Raw genomic sequence first — 17,190 nt, 5'->3', positions numbered from 1 at the left:
CGTGCGACGGCACCCCGCAGCTCACCTCAGTGGGTGAACAGCTTCGCCGCCGTGATGACGGTCTGGGCGATCCCGTAGCCGAGCAGCGCCGCCACCACCAACCAGGAGATCCACAACCGGGCCTGCTGCCCGGAACGGCTGTCCTCACTCATCGCGTACCACTCCTCTGCGCCGTCGTGTCCTCGTCCACGTTCTGTTGCGGGTGCTGTTCCGCCGCTGGTTCGTGGTAGCGCTGCGGCACCGGCCGCACCAGCAGGTTCGCCACGAAGCCCACGGCCAGCACGCCCACCATCGTGAACAGCGCCGGACGGTACGCAGCGGCGGTCAGCGACCCCGGCTCGCCCTGCGCGTCGAGGAACCCGTTGACGATCAGCGGACCGGCGATCCCCGCCGCCGACCACGCGGTCAGCAGCCGACCGTGAATCGCCCCGACCTGGAAGGTGCCGAACAGGTCCCGCAGGTACGCCGGCACGGTCGCGAAGCCACCGCCGTAGAACGACAGGATCACGCAGGCCAACAGCACGAACAGGGCCGTCGAGGTCTGCCCGACGAGCGCCAGCAGCGCGTAGAGCACCATGCCGACACCCAGGTACACCAGGTAGATCGGTTTGCGGCCGATGATGTCCGATGTGGACGACCACGCGAACCGCCCGGCCATGTTGAACAGCGACAGCAGACCCACGAACCCGCCGGCCGCCGCGACGGTCACCGCGGAGGTGCCGTTGTCGCGGAAGAAGTCCTGGATCATCGGGCTGGCCTGTTCCAGGATGCCGATGCCGGCGGTCACGTTGCAGAACAGCACCACCCACAGCAGCCAGAACGAGCGGGTCTTCACCGCGTTCGCCGCCGACACGTTCGCCGTGGTGACGAGCGGCTTCGCCGCCACGCTGGCGGGGTCGAAGCCGGCCGGCCGCCAGTCCGGCGCCGGCACCCGCACGTTCGCCACCCCGAACATCATGATCACGAAGTAGCCCAGGCCGAGCGTCACGAACAGCCACACCAGGGCGCTGCCCGACGCCGTCGACCCCGCGTTGGCCGGGTCGTAGCCGGCGTCGTAGAACGACAACAGTTGCCGCGACAGGGGAGAGGCGACCATCGCCCCACCACCGAACCCCATGATCGCCAACCCGGTGGCCAGCCCCGGCCGGTCCGGGAACCATTTGATCAGTGTGGAGACGGGGGAGATGTAGCCGATGCCCAGCCCGATGCCGCCGAGCAGCCCGTAGCCCAGATACAGCAGCCAGAGCTGCTTCGTGGCGATGCCCAGCGAGCCCACCAGGAACCCCGCCGCCCAGAAGCAGGCCGAGACGAACATGGCCTTGCGCGGCCCGTTCGCCTCCACCCAGGTCCCGGCGACCGCCGCGGACAATCCGAGCATCACGATCGCGATGCTGAAGATCACCCCGATCGCCGTCTGGCTGGTGTCGAAGTGGGCGATCAGCGAGTTCTTGTAGACGCTGGTCGCGTAGACCTGACCGATGCAGAGGTGGATGGCCAACGCCGCCGGGGGGATGAGCCACCGGCTGTAGCCGGGCGGCGCGACGGTGTGCCGACGATCGAGTGCGGAAAGCATGAGCTGCTTCCTCTCCGACGAGGACGAGAAACGTCGCCCCCAACGTGCCCACACCCCGCGTAAGCGGCAAACCTCACCGTCGCCGGACGGTCGTTCCGCTGAGCTGAGCGGTCAGTCAGCGACCGCGCGCCGCACCCGTGACCGACTCGGCTTGCCCACAGTCGAGACACCGCGACAAGTCGGTCACGCCGCCTTCGTCAGCTCCGGCCGCGACTAGCGCAGGTCCGGAAGGTGCCAGCCGCCGGCCAGCGCGTCGGCGTCCGCCGGACCCCAGCTGCCCTTCTCGTACGACCGCACCGCCGTCGGCAGATCCAGGATCGGCTCGACGATGCGCCACTCCTGCTCGATCGTCTCGGCACGCGCGAAGCGCAGGTGCTGCCCGTCCATCGCGTCGTCGAGCAGCCGCTCGTACGCCTCCTGCCGGCGACCGAGGGCCGCGCCGAAGTCGACGGACAGGTCCACCGGACGGCTCGCCACCTCAGCACCCGGGCTCTTCGCCTGGATCGACATGGTGATGCCGTCGCCGCGCCCGAGCCGGAACCGCAGCAGGTTCGCGGCGGTGGCCTGACCCCGCTCGGCCGGGATCAGCGAGCGCTGCGGCTGCTTGAACTCGACCACGACCTCCGTCGCCGTCCCCGCCAGGGACTTGCCAGCACGCAGGTAGAACGGCACACCCGCCCACCGGGGGGAGTCGACCGTCAACCGGGCCGCCACGAACGTCTCGGTGTTCGAATCCGCCGCCACGCCCGGCTCGTCGCGGTAGCCCGCGTACTGCCCTCGTACGGTGGAGTCCGGCGACAGCGGCGCGATCTGCCGCAGCACCGCGGCCTCCGCCTCCCGGAACGCCGTGGTGTCCTCGCTGGCCGGCGCCTCCATCGCGATGAGCGCCACGACCTGCAGGATGTGGTTCTGCAGCACGTCCCGGGTCGCGCCCACGGTGTCGTAGAAGCCGGCCCGGCCCTGGGTGCCGAAGGCCTCGGCGAGCGTCACCTGGATGTTGTCGATGTGCTCGTTGTTCCACAGCGGCTCGAACAGCCGGTTGGCGAACCGGAAGGCGTAGAGACCCTCGACGGCTTCCTTGCCGAGGTAGTGGTCGATGCGGAACACCCGCTCCGGCGCGAAGGCCGCGCGCAGGGTGCGATCCAGTTCGCGGGACGACTCCAGGTCACGCCCGAACGGCTTCTCCACGATCACCCGACCCCGGTCGGCCAGACCCACGGCCGCCAGGCCCTCGACGACGGAGCCGAACACCGCCGGAGGGATCGCCAGGTAGAAGACCGGCCGCTCGGCGTCGCGCAGCCGCTGCGCCAGCCGCTGGTACGTCGCCGGGTCCGCGTAGTCGCCGGAGATCATCGAGAGGTTGTCCGCCAGCCGGTCGAAGGTCTCGTCGTCGATCTCGTCCTGGGCCTCGGTGACCGACTTGCGGGCCATGGTGACCAACTGCTGATCGTCCCAGGGGGAGCGGGCCACACCGATCACCGGAACGTCGAGACGGTCGCGCCGGTTCAACTCGTACAGCGCCGGAAACAGCTTCTTCGAGACGAGGTCTCCCGTGACGCCGAACAGCACTACCGCGTCTGAGCGCATGTGCATGGCACTTCCCAATCGATCATCCGAACCTGATCTTCCGAACGGACAACGGCACGACCACTCCCGGAATTCCCCAGGGTGCGGCGTACGTGAGGTCGGCGACAGCACTGTCTCGACGCGCTCTTATGTTAAGGAAGGTTTACAGTGCAGGCGAAACGCCGGTAATCTGCCCCTCTAATCGACAATCGTCGATCATGACGAGGCCTGGAGGTACCGTGCGTCGCCGACACACCACCACACGGCTGCTGGCCATAGCCGCACTCGCGCTACCCGTCACCCTGCCCGCAACGCCCGCCGCCGCGACACCCACCGCACCAGCCCGACACCTCAGCGACGTCATCCCCGCACCTGTCGAAACCCACCCCGACGCGCACACCACATTCCGCATCACCCCCCTGACCGTCATCCGCACCACCCCCGGCTCAGCCGCCGCCTGGCACGTCGGCCACCAACTCGCCACCACACTGCGCCCCGCCACCGGCCACGCCCTGCCCGTCCTGCCCGTACGCTCCACCCCGCTACCCGAGATCGCCCTGCTCATCGGCGGCGCCGACGACCGCATCGGCCAGCAGGGCTACCAACTCGACGTCACCCGCCGCAGCGTCACGATCCGCGCCAACACCCCCGCCGGGCTGTTCGCCGGCACCCAGACCCTGCGCCAACTGCTCCCCGCCCAGATCGAGGCACCCGACCGGCAGCGGACCACCTGGACAATCCCCGGCGGACGAATCATCGACTACCCACGCTTCGCCTACCGCGGCGCGATGCTCGACCTCGCACGCCACTTCCACACCGTCGACGACATCACCGCCTACGTCGACCTGCTCAGCCAGTACAAAATCAACTACCTGCACCTGCACCTGACCGACGACCAGGGCTGGCGCATCCAGATCGACTCCTGGCCCCGCCTCACCACCGTCGGCGGCGGACCCGGCACCGGAGTCGACGGCGTCGGCCCCGGATACCTCACCAAGGCCGACTACACAGCCGTCGTCGCCTACGCCGCCGCACGACACATCACGATCATCCCCGAGATCGACATGCCCGGGCACACCAACGCCGCCCAGTCGACCTACCCCGAACTCAACTGCGACGGCGTCGCACCGCCCCCGCGCACCGACATCGCCGTCGGCTACAGCTCCCTCTGCATCAACGACGACCTCACCTACCGCTTCGTCGAGGACGTCATCCGCGAAATCGCTGCCATCACCCCCGGACCATTCCTGCACATCGGCGGCGACGAAGCCCACGCCACCACCGACGAGGACTACCGCACCTTCATGAACCGGGTCCTGCCCCTGGTCACGAAGTACGGCAAACGCGCCTACGGCTGGAACGAAATCACCCAGGCCGACACCTCCACCGACGACGTCGCCCAGTTCTGGGGCACCGGCACCACAAACGCCAGCCTCGTCGCGGCCGCCGCCCGCGGCACCAAAGTCGTCATGTCACCGGCAAACAAGGCCTACCTCGACATGAAGTACGACGCCAACACCCGCCTCGGCCTACGCTGGGCCGGCCTGATCGAGGTGTCCGACGCGTACGGCTGGGACCCCGCCACCCGGGTCACCGGCATCGGCGAGAACGCCATCCTCGGCGTCGAGGCCCCACTGTGGTCCGAGACGCTGCGCACCCTCGACGACATCGAACACATGGCCTTCCCCCGCCTACCAGCGATCGCCGAACTCGGCTGGTCAACCACCGCCAGCCACGACTGGGAATCATTCCGCACCAGACTGGGGGAGCAGGCACCCCGCTGGCGACTGCAACAGGTCGACTTCTACCCGTCCCCACAGGTGCCCTGGATCTGACCCGTACCCCGGTTCGTGGGCACCGGCCGACCCGGCCGGTGCCCACGACGCTCAGCGACCGCAGACGGTGTCCAACGCCTTCAGCGGCGGGTCGAGATCCGGCGCCTCGATCTCGGTGGCCTTCGGACCGGCCAGGTGCTTCTCCACCCCGGCGGCCAGGGTCTCCAACGCGGTGCGCACCTGCGGATCGGCAGCGGTCGGCGCCGCCGTCTTGAGGTCCTGCAACAGCGCCGTGTAGTGGCCGCGAACCTTCGCGCCCGCCTCCTTGGCGCTGACCGGCTTGTCGATCGCGGCGATCGCATCGTCAGCCATCGCGACGTAGTGCTTCTTCACAAAGACGAGACTGGCGTCGCAGACCTGCTTGCTGTTCGCCGCCACGTCGACGGTCGGGCTCGGCGCCACGGTCGGCGACGGCGGGGCGGCGGCCCCAGCATTCTCCTTCTCGGCAGGCTGGCAGCCCACAACGAGGCCGACGGTCGCGACCAGGCCAACCACAATCCGGACAGGCATACTCGTCAAGGTGTTCCCCCGTGGTGATGTGCGGCCCCGCCGTTCGCGGCGAACGGGCAGTGGCCGGAGCGCACCACTGTAGACACCACCCGCCGAAGACGCAGAACAGTTTCACCCACGGCCCACCCGGCATGAGACGTTGACCCTGAACCCCACCACCGACAACCCCAACGAGGACTCCCGATGAACCTGGCGTTCGACCACACGGCGGAGACCGGACCAGCGGTGGTGTGCCTCCCCATGTTCAGCATGAGCCGCGCCGCCACGGCCGCCGCCTTTCACCCCGCCCTCGCCGGCACCGGCCTACGAGAGATCTACCTGGACCTCCCCGGCCACGGAGACACCCCCGCACACTGCCCACCCACCTCCCAGGCAGTGCTCGACACCGTCTGCGCCTGGCTCGACCACCACCTCGACACCCCAGCCCTGCTCGCCGGCGGCTCCTACGGCGCGTACCTGGCCGCCGGCATCGCCCGCCAACGACCCGACCTCGTCCGCGGCCTGCTCCTCGTCTGCCCCGGTGTCACCATCGCCCGCCACAGCCGCAACCTGCCCGACGCCCCACCACTCGAAGCACCCCCGGGCTGGCTCGACGCCGCTCCCACCGAACTGCACCCACATCTGGACGCCGCACTGGGTCACCGCACCCCAAAGGTCGTCGCGACGGTGCTCGCCGCACTGCACTCCGGCGGCCCCGGTGACCCGACATTCCACCAGGAGTTGCAGAGCGGCCCCGACTACGCGCTACCCGACGAGAACACCGACATCGCCTCCGACAGCCCGGTCAGCGTGATCACCGGCCGGCAGGACCGCATCGTCGGGTACGCCGACCAGTTCCACGCCATGCGCCACTATCCGCGCGGCACCTACACCGTGATCGACGCCGCCGGGCACTACCTGCCGTACGAACAACCCGCTCTGCTGCGCTCGCTCACCCAGGACTGGCTGCGCCGATCGCACATCTGACAGCCCGAGCCGGGGGAGCGGACCTTGTCCAGCTATCTACGCGGTCCCAGACGTGTTTCACCGCGAGCCGCAAGTGGTGCTCGGTCACCCCGAAGGGCCACCGTCAACTGATCCAAGCCCATCGAACCCAACTCCAGCGCCTGACGATGGAACGCGCGCCGGTCGCCAGGAAAGGACGAACGGCCGGCCAGCCACACGCGCTCACCCACCTTGTAGGCCAACGCCTGCCCAGGCCGACCCAGGTAACGCGCAAGCTCAGCGGACGCGTAGGCCCCCTGATGGCAGCGATCCCGCAACAACTTTCAGCGCCGCGTCCGCCGTCCACCCGGCTCCATCGCCGAAGGGCATCGCCAGCCGCAGGTGCAGGCCGATGTCGAGCACGACCCGCGCGGCGCGCAGGAGCTGCATGTACAGGTACCCCAGTCGAGCACCTGGCTGCTCATACAACCCGATCTCGTCCATGAACCGCTCCGCATACAGCGCCCAACCCTCCTGACTCCCGGAGAGGCCGCCGAGCAGATTCAACCGCTGCCCGAGGCCGCCCCGGCAGGCTTCCGCGCCGAGGTGGAGGTGATGGCCGGGAACCCCCTCGTGAAAGGCGGTGCTGTAGGCGTACCAGGTAGGGAATGTCGCTGCGCCCTCCGGGACCGACCACCAGACCCGACCCGGCCGCGCCAGGTCCCGTGACGGCCCTGTGTACGCGATGCCGGACGACGTGGCCAACCGCGACTCGATGCGCCTAAGCGGAGCGGGGATGTCGAAGTAGACACCGTCCAACCTCTCGGTAGTCGACTCCAACAGGTCCTGCAGCCACGCAGCGAACGCCTCCCTACTGTGCAGCGTGCCAGGTGCGTCGGGACTGTTGAGCCGGGCGAGCACCTCCGGCACGCTCCCGCCCAGGGCCTCCGCCTCAGCGAGAAGCTCCGCCTCTGTCGCTCTGAACTCCTCCCAACCCCACTCGTACAACTCGCGCAGGTCAGGTTGGGCCGCGAGGAAGGTACGCACCCAGAGCGCATACCGCTGCTGACCGAACGCCTCCTCCTCAACTGCCCTCGGCGCCAGGTCGACGGTCAGCCTCTCGGCGAGCTTCTGGTACGCCGCTCGCGAGCCCGCTGCCGCGGCTTGCAACGACGCCCGCTGACGCCCCTCGCCGTAGCGATCCACCAGGGCAGCATCGTCGTCAGTCCAGGCACGGCAGCGCTGCGCGACGAGCTCCACCTGACGGCGCGCCGGCACATCGCCGCGCTGCGCGGCGAGTAGAAGGCTGCGGGCGTACCCGTCAAGGGCCGCAGGGATCGCGGCCATGCGTGCGCCGACACGAGCCCAGCCCTCCTCGAAGGCCGCGTTCTCGGCGTCGCGGCCGGGAACCGCGGCTTCGACGGCTTGGCGGATGAGCTGAAGGGGACCGGCGGCCGCCACGTGCAGTTCGCGCAGATCCTCCCCGGCGTCGTGAAAGGCGACACGCGTGTGCAGCCGTTCGACGAGGTGGGCGTGCAGCGGGGTCCCGGCCGGCAGTGCCTCGATCTCGCGCAGGGCGAGGGCGGCCCGGTCCGCGCGGGCCTGGTGGCCCTCGGGGCCGTAGTCGGTAAGCCCGTCGACGTCCTGTTCGCCAGCGTCGACCACCGCTGTGCAAGGGTCGAGGGTGGCCATGTCGTGCAGAAGCCGCTCCACGAAGTCCTCGATCACCCGGGCAATGTTAGGGCCTCGCGCCAGTTGTCATGGCGCAAGGCCGCATCGGTCCGGAACGATGTAAAGCTGATTCGATAATGCACATTATGTAAAGTAGAGGCTTTCTGGGGGTCCCCTCGCCCCTTCACCGACGGGGGTCAGTCGCGTGTCAGGCCGGGCGGGCACGCGTCCTCGTCCGGGCCGACGAGGCGCGCGTTGACCAGCGGGTTACGTCGCAGGGCCGCGAGCACCGCACCGCTGGCGCCGATGTCGGTCCAGGTGTCGTCCCACAGGGCGGAGACGAGCCAGGAGCGATCCGCCGGAAAGAACAGGTCGGGCAGCGCCCCGTTGCCGCGCATGTGACCAACCCGCCAGGTCAGGGCCTGTTCCGGCCCGGCCTGGACCAGTACGTAGGGCCAGTCCCAGTAGAGGGACACTCTTGGGGCGTGCGGGAAGACGACGTCGTGGGCGCCGGTGTCGAGGAAGCCCAGCCACCAGGGCTGGTCCGGTGTGCACGCCACCAGCTCGTTGATCACCGCTTGTTCGTGGGCGTCGAGACCGACCCCGGCGGGCGGGTGAAAGGTGCCGTACGCCTCGAACACCGGTGGGATCGCCGTAGTGACCGACAGACCCTGCGTGGTCCGTCCGGCGAGCCAGGCGACGTCGCCGGCGGTGCCGATCCGCCAGGTCCGCCCGTCCTTGCTGAGGTCCACGGGCTCCATCGGTGTCGTTGCGTCCTGCGGGTCCCGGTCGACGGCGGCGGGTGACGCATGAGGAGCCCACCCGGCTCGGCCAGCGGCCCGCCAACGGTGCCCCTCGCGGCAGACCAGATCTGTCGGACCGTCGACGTCCCGGTACACGATGGGCGTGCCGGGTCGACCACAGGTGGGACACATGGCGGCGACCGACGTCATGTCGCGCACGATACGTGCTTCTTCATCGACTCCGGCCGCGCTCGCGGCGGTCCGGAATGAGGCCGCTCTCCCCCTCGTGCACCCGCTTCCCGGCAACGCGAAAATCATGCATAATATCCCTTATGCATGACAAGCGGGACGAATCGCTCGCGGTGCTGATCGAGGAGTTCCTGACCGCGCGGGCCACCCGCAAGCCCTCCCCGCACACCCTGGCCGCGTACCGCAGGGATCTGTGCACGATCGCGGCTCTGGTCGCGGAGGCCCCTCCCCTACCCCTGGACGCGCTGTCGATCACCGACCTCTCCCCCCGGGTGATGCGCGCGGCTTTCGCCCGGTTCGCTGCCCCCCGGGCGCCCGCGTCGGTGCACAGGGCCTGGTCCACCTGGAACAGTTTCTTCACGTTCCTGGTCGCTGACGGGTTCGTGGCGGGCAATCCGATGCCGGCGGTTGGGCGGCCTCGGGCGCTACTCCCCCAGCCGAAGCCGCTGCGCGGCGCGGACACTCCCGAGGTGCTGCTCGCGTCCGCCGCGCGGGACGACGGGCGGCAACGCGACCCGTGGCCGGAGCGGGACGTGGCGGTGTTGGCGGTGGCGCTTTGCGCCGGGCTGCGTTTGTCGGAGTTGCTGGCGTTGCGCGTCGACTCGCTCGGCGGTCGGTCCGGTGAGCGGCGGGTCGAGGTGGCGGGTAAGGGTGGGCGGCCTCGGGTGGTGCCGATCGAGGCGGATCTGGACCGGGTGCTGCGGGACTACCTGGACAGTCGGGTGCGGCGCTTCGGTTCGCGGTCGGTACGCCCCGACTCGCCGTTTCTGGTGGATCGGCGTGGTGAGCCGTTGCGCCGTGGTGGCCTGCAGTATCTCGTGGAGTCGTGTTACCGGCGGGCAGGTATCGGTGACCGGGTGCCGCGTGGTGCGCGGCTGCACGCGCTGCGGCACACGTTCGCGACCCGGTTGGCGGAGGACGGTGCGAGCGCGGCGGAGATCATGCGGTTGTTGGGGCACGCGTCGTTGGCGTCGTCGCAGACGTACATCGAGGTGACGGCCGGGCAGCAGCGTGACGCGGTCCGCGCCAACCGGACGAACCGCGCGCTGGCGGGTCTGGTGCCGCCGGGGTGAGCGTGATCAGTGTGCGCGGTGGCCGGTGCCGTCGGCGGTGACGGGCAGGGGGCCGAGGACGGCGTTGATGATGTGGATGCGGGCGTTGGTGGCCTGGTAGTCGGCGCAGACGGTGTCGGCGCGGTCGCCGAGGCGGGCGGTGGGCCCGGTGCGGGTGACGGTGACGCTGACGCCGTCGAGGGTGGTGGCGGTGCCGGCGGTGGTGAGGTCGGCGATCGGGTGGCTTCCGGTGATGAGGTGGGCTTTCAGCAGGGTGCGGAGCTGGTCGGTGTGGTGGGTCATGAGGTCGTCCCAGTTGTCCTCGGAGAACGTGGCGGCGAAGGCGTCGTCGGAGGGCGCCAGGAGGGTGACTCCGTCGTCGGCGGGTAGGTCGGTGAGGACGCCGCTGGTGCGCAGTGCCGCTTCGAACGTGGTGAGGGTGGGGATCCAGCGCAGCGCCGCCTCGACGGGTTGCCCGGCGAGGAAGTTCGGGTTGCCGGGGTCGGTGCCGGTGGGCAGGGCGGCGCAGAGTGGCCCGGTGGGCTGGGGTGCGGTGCTCGCGGGCGCGGCGTCCGTGCGGGGGGCTGCGGGGCTGCCGGTGCAGGCGGCCAGCAGCAGGGTCGGCAGGAGCAGGCCGAGCGTCCGGCGGACGCGTCGAGCGCCGTGCGGTCCGCGGGATCGTCGGGGGTGTCGCGGTGCGGTGGCGGGGTGCGACACGGCGGCCTCCACGGGTGCGGTGTTGCTGGTGGGGTGCCGGCGGCGCGGGTGTCGGGTCCGCGCCGCCGGCGTGATGGCTCGCTAGTGGTCGGTCACAGTGCCGCGCACTGGTTGGTGCGGGGGCCGTGGACGGTGTTGGCGATGCCGAGGTTGTGCGGGGTGGGGTTGTTGCCGGTGCAGGTGAGTGGGCCGCGGATGGTGGTGCCGGCCAGTACGGGTGCGTCGGTGGCGGTGGTGTTGCCGGACAGGTCGACGGGGCCGGCGATGGTGGCGTCGATGATGGAGATCGTGTCGGTGGTGGTGATGCGGACCGGGCCGTTGATGGTGCTGTCGGCGAGGAGGACGCCGGTGGCGCCGGTGGCGGTGAGGGGGCCGCTGATGGTGGTTCCTGTCGTGACGAGTGCCGCGCCGGCCCGGACGGTGACCGGGCCGTTGATGGTGGCGTCGTCGGCGCAGGTGAAGCCGGTGACGGTGAGGGGTCCGTTGCGGCGGCCGGTGAGGGTGGGATAGACGCGTTCGCCGTCGGTCAGCTTCTCCACGCCCTTGCCGTCGAGGAGCAGGGGGATGAGGCCGCGTTCGGGTTGGTTGAGGGGGACGTAGTGGTCGTCGCCGACGGTGATGACCTTCCAGCCGTGGGCGGCGATGCGCTGGGCGACGGTGGTGCCGACGCCACCGGGTCCGTCGGTGCGGGCGCCGTTGTACTGGGCGTCGGTGAGTTTGTAGGCGCAGGGCGGGTTGTCGAGGATCAGGTCGGCGGGGGGCGCGTCGAGTGGTGGTGGGCTGTCGCCGGGGTGCGGTGCCGGGTGGGCGGGGATGGGGCGGGAGCCGCGGAAGACGAGCCGGCCGGTGTTGGCGGCCTGGGTTTCGATGGCTTCGCTGCGGGCTGTCAGGATGTCGGCGCGGTCGGCGCGGTGGTAGTCGAGGAACTGGTGGAACGTCCACAGGGCGGAGTAGGTCTTGCGGCGTCGGTTGTTGGCGGTGTTGCCCTCGTCGGGGCGGGTCTGGCCGCCGGAGCTGCGCAGTTCGAGCAGGGAGTTGGTGACGTTCTTGAGCCCGAGGGTGTTGCGCAGGATGGTTTCCTCGCTGAGCCCGACGTTGCCGCCGCCTTCGCAGCCGTAGGGGCAGGCCCACCAGCCGGCTTCGGCGCCCTTGGCGTACATGTGGCCTTCGATCATGTCCTGGGACTGGTCGAAGATGGGTTGGGCGACGTTCTGGTGCCGTGGGGGCAGCATCGGCAGGTCGCCGGCGCGGGAGTTGCCGAACTCGTGGCCGTCGTAGCCGGCGACGGGTCGGTAGTCGCGGACCATTTTGATGTACGCGGCGGTTTCGGGTTGGCGGATCAGGGAGTAGTCGCGGTTGAGGTCCTGGCCGGTGGAGTTGCCGCGGGTGTTGTTGGCGCGGCCGTCTCCGTTGATGGTGGGGACGATCAGGACGGTGGTGTGGCTGAGGAGGTCGGTGATGCGGGGGTCGGTGCTGAAGGCGAGTTGGCGGGCCATGATGAGGCAGGCTTCGCGGTCGCCGGGTTCGTTGCCGTGCACGTTGCAGTTGATGGCCACGGGTGCGGTGGCGGCGACGGCTTGCGGGGTGGCCGGCGGGGTGGGGTGGCCGATGACCATCATGTTGATGGGTCGGTTCTGGACGGTGCGGCCGAGTTCGACGACGCGTACGCGGTCGCTGAGGGCGTCGATGGCGGCGGTGTAGGCGTACTCGTCGGTGCCGCTGGTGTACTGCGCGGCGTGGGTGGTTTCCCAGCCGGTGCGCAGTTGCTCGCCGGGGGTCGTGGGGTTGCCCCAGGGTGCGGTGGTGGTGGCGGTGACCGGGTCGGAGTAGGGCTGTTCGGTGGTGCCGGTGCGGGCGCGTACACGCCATTGGAAGGTGCCGCCGGGGTTGTAGCCGGCGTCGGCGAAGGTGGGTGCCTGTTGGTTGATCTGGCGGTTGGGTCGCCAGATTCCGACGATGGTGGCTTCGCCGGTGGGGGTGTTGTCGGCGTCGACGGGGGTGCGTTCGATCTGGTAGTCGGTGGCGCCGTTGACGGGTTGCCAGGCGAGGGTGGTGTATCCGTCGGCCTGGTGGGCGGTGAGGGCGGTGACCTGGCCGGGTGGTGCGGCGGTGTGGGCGTTGGCGGGGGTGGCTGCGGTGGTGAGGGTGAGGGCGATGAGGGTGGACACGGCGATGAGGGTTTGTCGCTGGCGTCTCATGTGGCCTCCGACGAGTTGATCGTGGCGTGTCGACCAGCATGATCGTCGAAGTCCGTCGATGCAATGATCTTGAGGGAATCTTGCGTCTTGGTGGCCCGCTCCCCCGCCTTCGAGGACAGCCCGGTGCCGGTTGGCGATGGTGCTCAGCCGAGGTCGACCAGCAGGGGGCGGTGGTCGCTGATGGTGGACGACGGCGCGGTGACCGCGCGGACCGGTGGGAGGGCGGCGAGGGCGTGTCGGTCGGCGAGGATGTGGTCGAGTTGGACGCGGGGCTGCCCGGACGGGTAGGTGGGGAGTCGGCCCAGGGGGTGCCAGCCGGAGATGAGGCGGGCCGCGCCGGCGGGCAGGTTGAGGTCGCCGAGCAGGACGCGGGGCCCCGGTAGCGCGCGCAGGGCGCGGACGGTCTGACGGAGTTGGCGGGCGTTCCAGCCGGGCACGAAGGACAGGTGGGTCGCGGCGACGGTGAGGGGGCCGTGCGGGGTGTCCAGGACGGCGGCGAGGATCACGCGGGGTTCGTCGTGCAGCAGGATGAGACCGCCGCGGGGGCCGGGCACGTAGACCGGTGAGCGCACCGGCGCCGGCTTGAGTCGGGTGACCTGCCAGCTGCGGACGGGGTGTCGGCTGATCAGGCCGATGCCGTAGCAGGGCTCCCCGTGGCCGTCGTCTTCGTGGCGCAGAGGGCGGAACTGTTCGCCGGGGGTGCCGACGACTGCCGCGGCGAAGCGGTGGTGTGGTGCGCCGAGGGCGCGGGCGGCGATGGCGGTGAGGTCGAGGTTGCCGCTGCGGCGTTGGTCGCGGTCGACCTCCTGAAGGGCGAGCACGTCCGCGTCGAGGGCCCCGATGGCGGCGGCGAGTCGGTCGGAGTCGACGAGCCCGTCGGTGAGGGACCGTCCGTGCAGCAGGTTGAAGGTGGCCAGGCGCACTCCTGCACCTTACGTGGCCGTGGCATGGTTGCCGGGTGGTGAAGGTGTTGCTGTGTTCGGTGCTGGTGTTCGTGGCGGTCGGCGCGTTGGGGGTGTGGTTGCGGCGTACGCGGGGTCGGTGAGCGGGTGAGGCTGGCCACTCGGTGCCCGTTGCGGCGTGTCGGGTGGGCAGAATTGCCGCCCGTGGACGCCGTGACGCTGAGTACTCTGCTGGCCGCCGCGGCGATGGCCGGGTGGGTCGATGCCGTGGTCGGTGGCGGTGGGTTGTTGCTGCTGCCGGCGTTGTTGGTGGCAGCCCCGGGGTTGCCGGTGGCCACCGCGCTGGGCACGAACAAGCTGGCCGCGATCTTCGGCACGGCCACGGCGGCGGCGACGTACGCGCGCAGGACGACTGTCGACTGGCGGGTGGCGGGTCCGGCGGCGGGGCTCGCGGTGCTCAGCGCGGGGGTGGGCGCGGCGCTGGCCGGGGCGGTGCCGGCGTCGGCGTACCGGCCGGTCGTCCTTGTGGTGCTGGTGGCGGTGGCGGTCTTTGTGCTGTTGCGTCCCCGGATGGGAGCGGTCGCGGTGCCGGCGAAGCGCACCACGGTGCGGGTGGCGGCGGTGATCGCGGTGGCCGGTGTGGGGATCGCCCTGTACGACGGGTTGATCGGCCCGGGCACCGGCACGTTCCTGGTGTTGGCGTTCACCGCTCTCGTGGGCGCGGACTTCGTGCACGGCTCGGCGATGGCGAAGGTCGTCAACGCGGGGACGAACCTGGGCGCGCTGGTGGTGTTCGCGGCGACCGGGCACGTGTGGTGGCTGCTGGGCGCGGGCATGGCGGTGTGCAACATCGCCGGCGCGGTGCTGGGGGCGCGGATGGCGTTGCGCCGCGGCTCCGGGTTCGTGCGGGTGGTGTTGCTGGTGGTGGTGGTGGCGTTGGTCGCGAAGCTGGGCCACGACCAGTGGGTGAGCTAGGGCCTGTTTCGTAAGAACTGGCCGGCCTGCGCCGGGCCCGGACGACGACCGGCGGCGTTGCGGTTTCGTCCGGATACAACAGCGGTATCCAAACGAAACCGCGCCTTGCCGGATCGCCGCCCGGACACCGCCTCGGCTCGACCGCCCTTACGAAACAGGCCCTAGCCGCGTCGGCTGGGTGAGTCGAAGCGTCCGGCGCGGATTTCGCGCAGGGCGCGGCGGCGGGTGTCGCCGCGCAGGGTGTCGACGTAGAGCCGCCCGCCGAGGTGGTCGGTCTCGTGTTGCAGGGCGCGGGCCAGGAACCCGCTGCCGGCGATGGTGAGTGGCTCGCCGTGCTGGTCGACGCCGTGGGCGGTGGCGTGCAGGGCCCGTACGGTCGGGAAGTACAGCCCGGGGATGGACAGGCAGCCCTCCTCGTCGTCCTGGAGTTCGTCGGACAGTTCGAGGGTGGGGTTGATGAGGTGGCCGCGGTGCCCGTCGGCGTCGTAGACGAACACCTGGGCGCTGACGCCGATCTGCGGTGCGGCGACGCCGGCGCGGCCGGGGGCGCCGAGCAGGGTGTCCATCAGGTCGGTGACGAGGGCGCGTAGCTCGGCGTCGAAGGTGGTGACCGGTTCGCATCCGGTGCGCAGGACAGGGTCGCCGATGATCCGGATGGGCCGCATGGTCATGGGGTTCAGCGTATCGCCGTGTGGTGCCGCGGTCAGCGCCCGGCCAGGGTGGCGCGGATCGGGGTGGTCTTCGCGGCGGCCTCGGCGACCTCGGCGTGTGCGTCGCTGTCCCAGGTGATGCCGCCGCCGGCCCAGGTGTGCAGTCGTTGGCCGTCGGCGGCGGCGGTGCGGATGGTCAGGCCCAGGTCGACGTGGCCTGTGGTGACCCAGCCCAGCGCGCCCATGCTGGCGCCGCGTCCGACGGGTTCGAGGGCGTTGATCTGGGTCAGGGCGGCGAGTTTCGGGGCGCCGGTGACGGAGCCGCCGGGGCAGGTGGCGCGCAGCAGGTCGGCGAGGCCGAGGCCGTCGGCGGCGGCGGCGCGCACTGTCGACTCGGCCTGCCACAGGTCGCACCAGCGGCGGACGGCGAACAGTTCGTCGACGGTGACGGTGCCGGTGCGGGCGATGCGGGCGAGGTCGTTGCGTTCCAGGTCGACGATCATGATGTGTTCGGCGCGTTCCTTGGCGCTGGCGAACAGTTCGGCGCGGCCGGCGGCGGTGGCCGGGCGGGTGCCCTTGATCGGTCGGGTGATCACCTGCCCGTCGGTGACCTCGACGAGGGTTTCCGGGGAGGCGCAGCCGATGGCCCAGCCGTCGCCGGTGAGGACGCCGCCGTAGCGGGCGCCGGGCAGCGCGCCGAGGCGCTTCAGGGCGGGCAGCGGGTCGCCGCTGTAGGGGGCGGCGGCGTGGCCGACGAGGTTGCTCTGGTAGACGTCGCCGCGGCCGATGGCGGCGCGGACCTCGTCGACGGCGTCGGCGTGCTGGGCGGGGGTCCAGCTCTCGGCCCAGTCGCCGAGCCACCACGGTGGCGGTGGTCCGGGACGGGTGAACCGGGTGGGGCCGTGCTGGTAGACCACGACGACGAGGTCGGGTAGGACCGGTGCGGGCTCGGGCGCCCCGGTGGGTGCGCCGGCCAGCAGCGCCCCGGCGGCGGCGGACAGGTACAGCGCCGCGCCGCAGACCTCGGTGCCGTGCTGGCCGGTGGCGGGTCGGGTCAGGTCGTGCAGGGGTAGGCCGTGCGCGGCGAGGAACTCCTCGGCGAGGGCCGCGGGGTCGCCGCCGTCGCCGCGGGACCAGTGCAGGCGGGCGCGTTCGGTCAGCGCGCCCCGGCACGCGGCCGGCGCGGCGGGTACATCGACGGTCGCAGCCGGGCCGCTGCTCGCGGCGGTCGCAACCGGGCCGCTGCTCGCGGCGCACACCTTTGGGAGCGTTTCCACGCCGTACGGTCCAACCTTCCTCATCCGTTCAGTGGATTTCCCGTGCACCAGGCGGGCACCTGCTCGATGCTGGACACTTTCGCTTGGTACTGTGCGTCACTGGTCATGTGAACCATGACACAGTGCCCCCACAGTCCGGAGAACCCGATGTGCCAGCACCAACCGACCTGCCCCTCCGCTGAAGCCACCGACCGGGAAGCCGCGCGGGTCCTCGCCTGCTTCCGTGAGCAGGGCTGGAGCCTGCTCTGCAACGGTGTCATCGTCTTCGAGGACACCGGCGAGCTGCTTCCTGACGGCAGCAGCATCGCACCGCACCGCGGCCCCGCCCGCCACGCTCTCGTGGCCTGA

General features: G+C 70.7%; 17 protein-coding genes. 5 read left to right on the top strand and 12 right to left on the bottom strand.

Annotation, left to right across the window (positions count from 1 at the left end):
• Nucleotides 1–26: 26 nt before the first annotated feature.
• The 3 genes from ACLQ3F_RS06135 to zwf all read right to left on the bottom strand — a co-directional run bounded on the left by ACLQ3F_RS06135 (nt 27) and on the right by zwf (nt 3,166).
• Nucleotides 27–152, bottom strand: a complete 126-nt coding sequence (locus ACLQ3F_RS06135) for an MFS transporter small subunit (RefSeq protein ID WP_357207405.1) — start codon at nt 150–152, stop codon at nt 27–29.
• Entirely contained in the window at nt 149–1,573 is a 1,425-nt protein-coding gene (locus ACLQ3F_RS06130) for an OFA family MFS transporter (RefSeq protein ID WP_425846921.1), read from the bottom strand. Before ACLQ3F_RS06130 ends, ACLQ3F_RS06135 begins: the two co-directional genes overlap by 4 nt.
• A 213-nt stretch (nt 1,574–1,786) precedes the next feature.
• Nucleotides 1,787–3,166 carry a glucose-6-phosphate dehydrogenase gene (zwf, locus tag ACLQ3F_RS06125; protein ID WP_425846918.1) on the bottom strand — a complete coding sequence of 460 codons (1,380 nt, stop codon included), beginning with the start codon at nt 3,164–3,166 and terminating at the stop codon, nt 1,787–1,789.
• A 191-nt stretch (nt 3,167–3,357) separates the two neighbouring features.
• On the opposite strand from zwf, the gene ACLQ3F_RS06120 reads away from it, so the two are divergent.
• Nucleotides 3,358–4,974, top strand: coding sequence for a beta-N-acetylhexosaminidase (locus ACLQ3F_RS06120; RefSeq protein ID WP_425846915.1), 1,617 nt, complete (start codon nt 3,358–3,360; stop codon nt 4,972–4,974).
• Between the two features lie 51 nt (nt 4,975–5,025).
• Here the strand turns inward: ACLQ3F_RS06120 and ACLQ3F_RS06115 are convergent, their stop codons facing one another.
• Nucleotides 5,026–5,484, bottom strand: a complete 459-nt coding sequence (locus ACLQ3F_RS06115) for a hypothetical protein (protein ID WP_425846913.1) — start codon at nt 5,482–5,484, stop codon at nt 5,026–5,028.
• A 183-nt stretch (nt 5,485–5,667) separates the two neighbouring features.
• Between ACLQ3F_RS06115 and ACLQ3F_RS06110 the strand changes: the two genes are divergently transcribed.
• On the top strand, nt 5,668–6,450 hold the full coding sequence (locus tag ACLQ3F_RS06110; protein WP_425846911.1) for an alpha/beta fold hydrolase: 783 nt from the start codon (nt 5,668–5,670) through the stop codon (nt 6,448–6,450).
• A 32-nt stretch (nt 6,451–6,482) separates the two neighbouring features.
• Here ACLQ3F_RS06110 and ACLQ3F_RS06105 read toward each other — a convergent pair whose 3' ends face one another.
• From ACLQ3F_RS06105 to ACLQ3F_RS06095, 3 genes are all read right to left on the bottom strand, one after another.
• Complete coding sequence (locus ACLQ3F_RS06105) at nt 6,483–6,671, bottom strand: hypothetical protein (protein ID WP_425846909.1); 189 nt, start codon at nt 6,669–6,671, stop codon at nt 6,483–6,485.
• 34 nt (nt 6,672–6,705) lie between these two features.
• A complete protein-coding gene (locus ACLQ3F_RS06100) occupies nt 6,706–8,136 on the bottom strand; it encodes a DUF885 domain-containing protein (RefSeq protein ID WP_425846907.1) in 1,431 nt (476 codons plus the stop codon).
• 140 nt (nt 8,137–8,276) lie between these two features.
• Entirely contained in the window at nt 8,277–8,840 is a 564-nt protein-coding gene (locus ACLQ3F_RS06095; protein WP_425846905.1) for a hypothetical protein, read from the bottom strand.
• Between the two features lie 314 nt (nt 8,841–9,154).
• Here ACLQ3F_RS06095 and ACLQ3F_RS06090 point away from each other — a divergent pair, with 314 nt between their 5' ends.
• Nucleotides 9,155–10,144, top strand: coding sequence for a tyrosine-type recombinase/integrase (locus ACLQ3F_RS06090; RefSeq protein ID WP_425846903.1), 990 nt, complete (start codon nt 9,155–9,157; stop codon nt 10,142–10,144).
• Nucleotides 10,145–10,150: 6 nt separating this feature from the next.
• Here the strand turns inward: ACLQ3F_RS06090 and ACLQ3F_RS06085 are convergent, their stop codons facing one another.
• From ACLQ3F_RS06085 to ACLQ3F_RS06075, 3 genes are all read right to left on the bottom strand, one after another.
• Nucleotides 10,151–10,840: a fasciclin domain-containing protein gene (locus ACLQ3F_RS06085; RefSeq protein WP_425846901.1), complete on the bottom strand. Its 690-nt coding sequence runs from the start codon at nt 10,838–10,840 to the stop codon at nt 10,151–10,153.
• A 92-nt stretch (nt 10,841–10,932) separates the two neighbouring features.
• Nucleotides 10,933–13,038: a M14 family zinc carboxypeptidase gene (locus ACLQ3F_RS06080; RefSeq protein WP_425846899.1), complete on the bottom strand. Its 2,106-nt coding sequence runs from the start codon at nt 13,036–13,038 to the stop codon at nt 10,933–10,935.
• Between the two features lie 143 nt (nt 13,039–13,181).
• Entirely contained in the window at nt 13,182–13,961 is a 780-nt protein-coding gene (locus tag ACLQ3F_RS06075; protein WP_357258663.1) for an endonuclease/exonuclease/phosphatase family protein, read from the bottom strand.
• Nucleotides 13,962–14,144: 183 nt separating this feature from the next.
• Between ACLQ3F_RS06075 and ACLQ3F_RS06070 the strand changes: the two genes are divergently transcribed.
• Nucleotides 14,145–14,915: a sulfite exporter TauE/SafE family protein gene (locus tag ACLQ3F_RS06070; RefSeq protein ID WP_355007547.1), complete on the top strand. Its 771-nt coding sequence runs from the start codon at nt 14,145–14,147 to the stop codon at nt 14,913–14,915.
• 161 nt (nt 14,916–15,076) lie between these two features.
• Here ACLQ3F_RS06070 and def read toward each other — a convergent pair whose 3' ends face one another.
• Nucleotides 15,077–15,586, bottom strand: coding sequence for a peptide deformylase (gene def / locus ACLQ3F_RS06065; RefSeq protein WP_210783845.1), 510 nt, complete (start codon nt 15,584–15,586; stop codon nt 15,077–15,079).
• Nucleotides 15,587–15,618: 32 nt separating this feature from the next.
• Nucleotides 15,619–16,866 (bottom strand): chorismate-binding protein, encoded by a 1,248-nt coding sequence (locus ACLQ3F_RS06060; protein ID WP_425846896.1) that lies wholly within the window; start codon nt 16,864–16,866, stop codon nt 15,619–15,621.
• A gap of 123 nt (nt 16,867–16,989) precedes the next feature.
• On the opposite strand from ACLQ3F_RS06060, the gene ACLQ3F_RS06055 reads away from it, so the two are divergent.
• Nucleotides 16,990–17,190 (top strand): DUF5999 family protein, encoded by a 201-nt coding sequence (locus ACLQ3F_RS06055; RefSeq protein ID WP_007460326.1) that lies wholly within the window; start codon nt 16,990–16,992, stop codon nt 17,188–17,190.

Origin of the sequence: Micromonospora sp. DT15 (assembly GCF_049841475.1) — a bacterium.
Classification (GTDB): Bacteria; Actinomycetota; Actinomycetes; order Mycobacteriales; family Micromonosporaceae; genus Micromonospora.
This window is presented reverse-complemented; position numbering and strand designations above follow the sequence as displayed.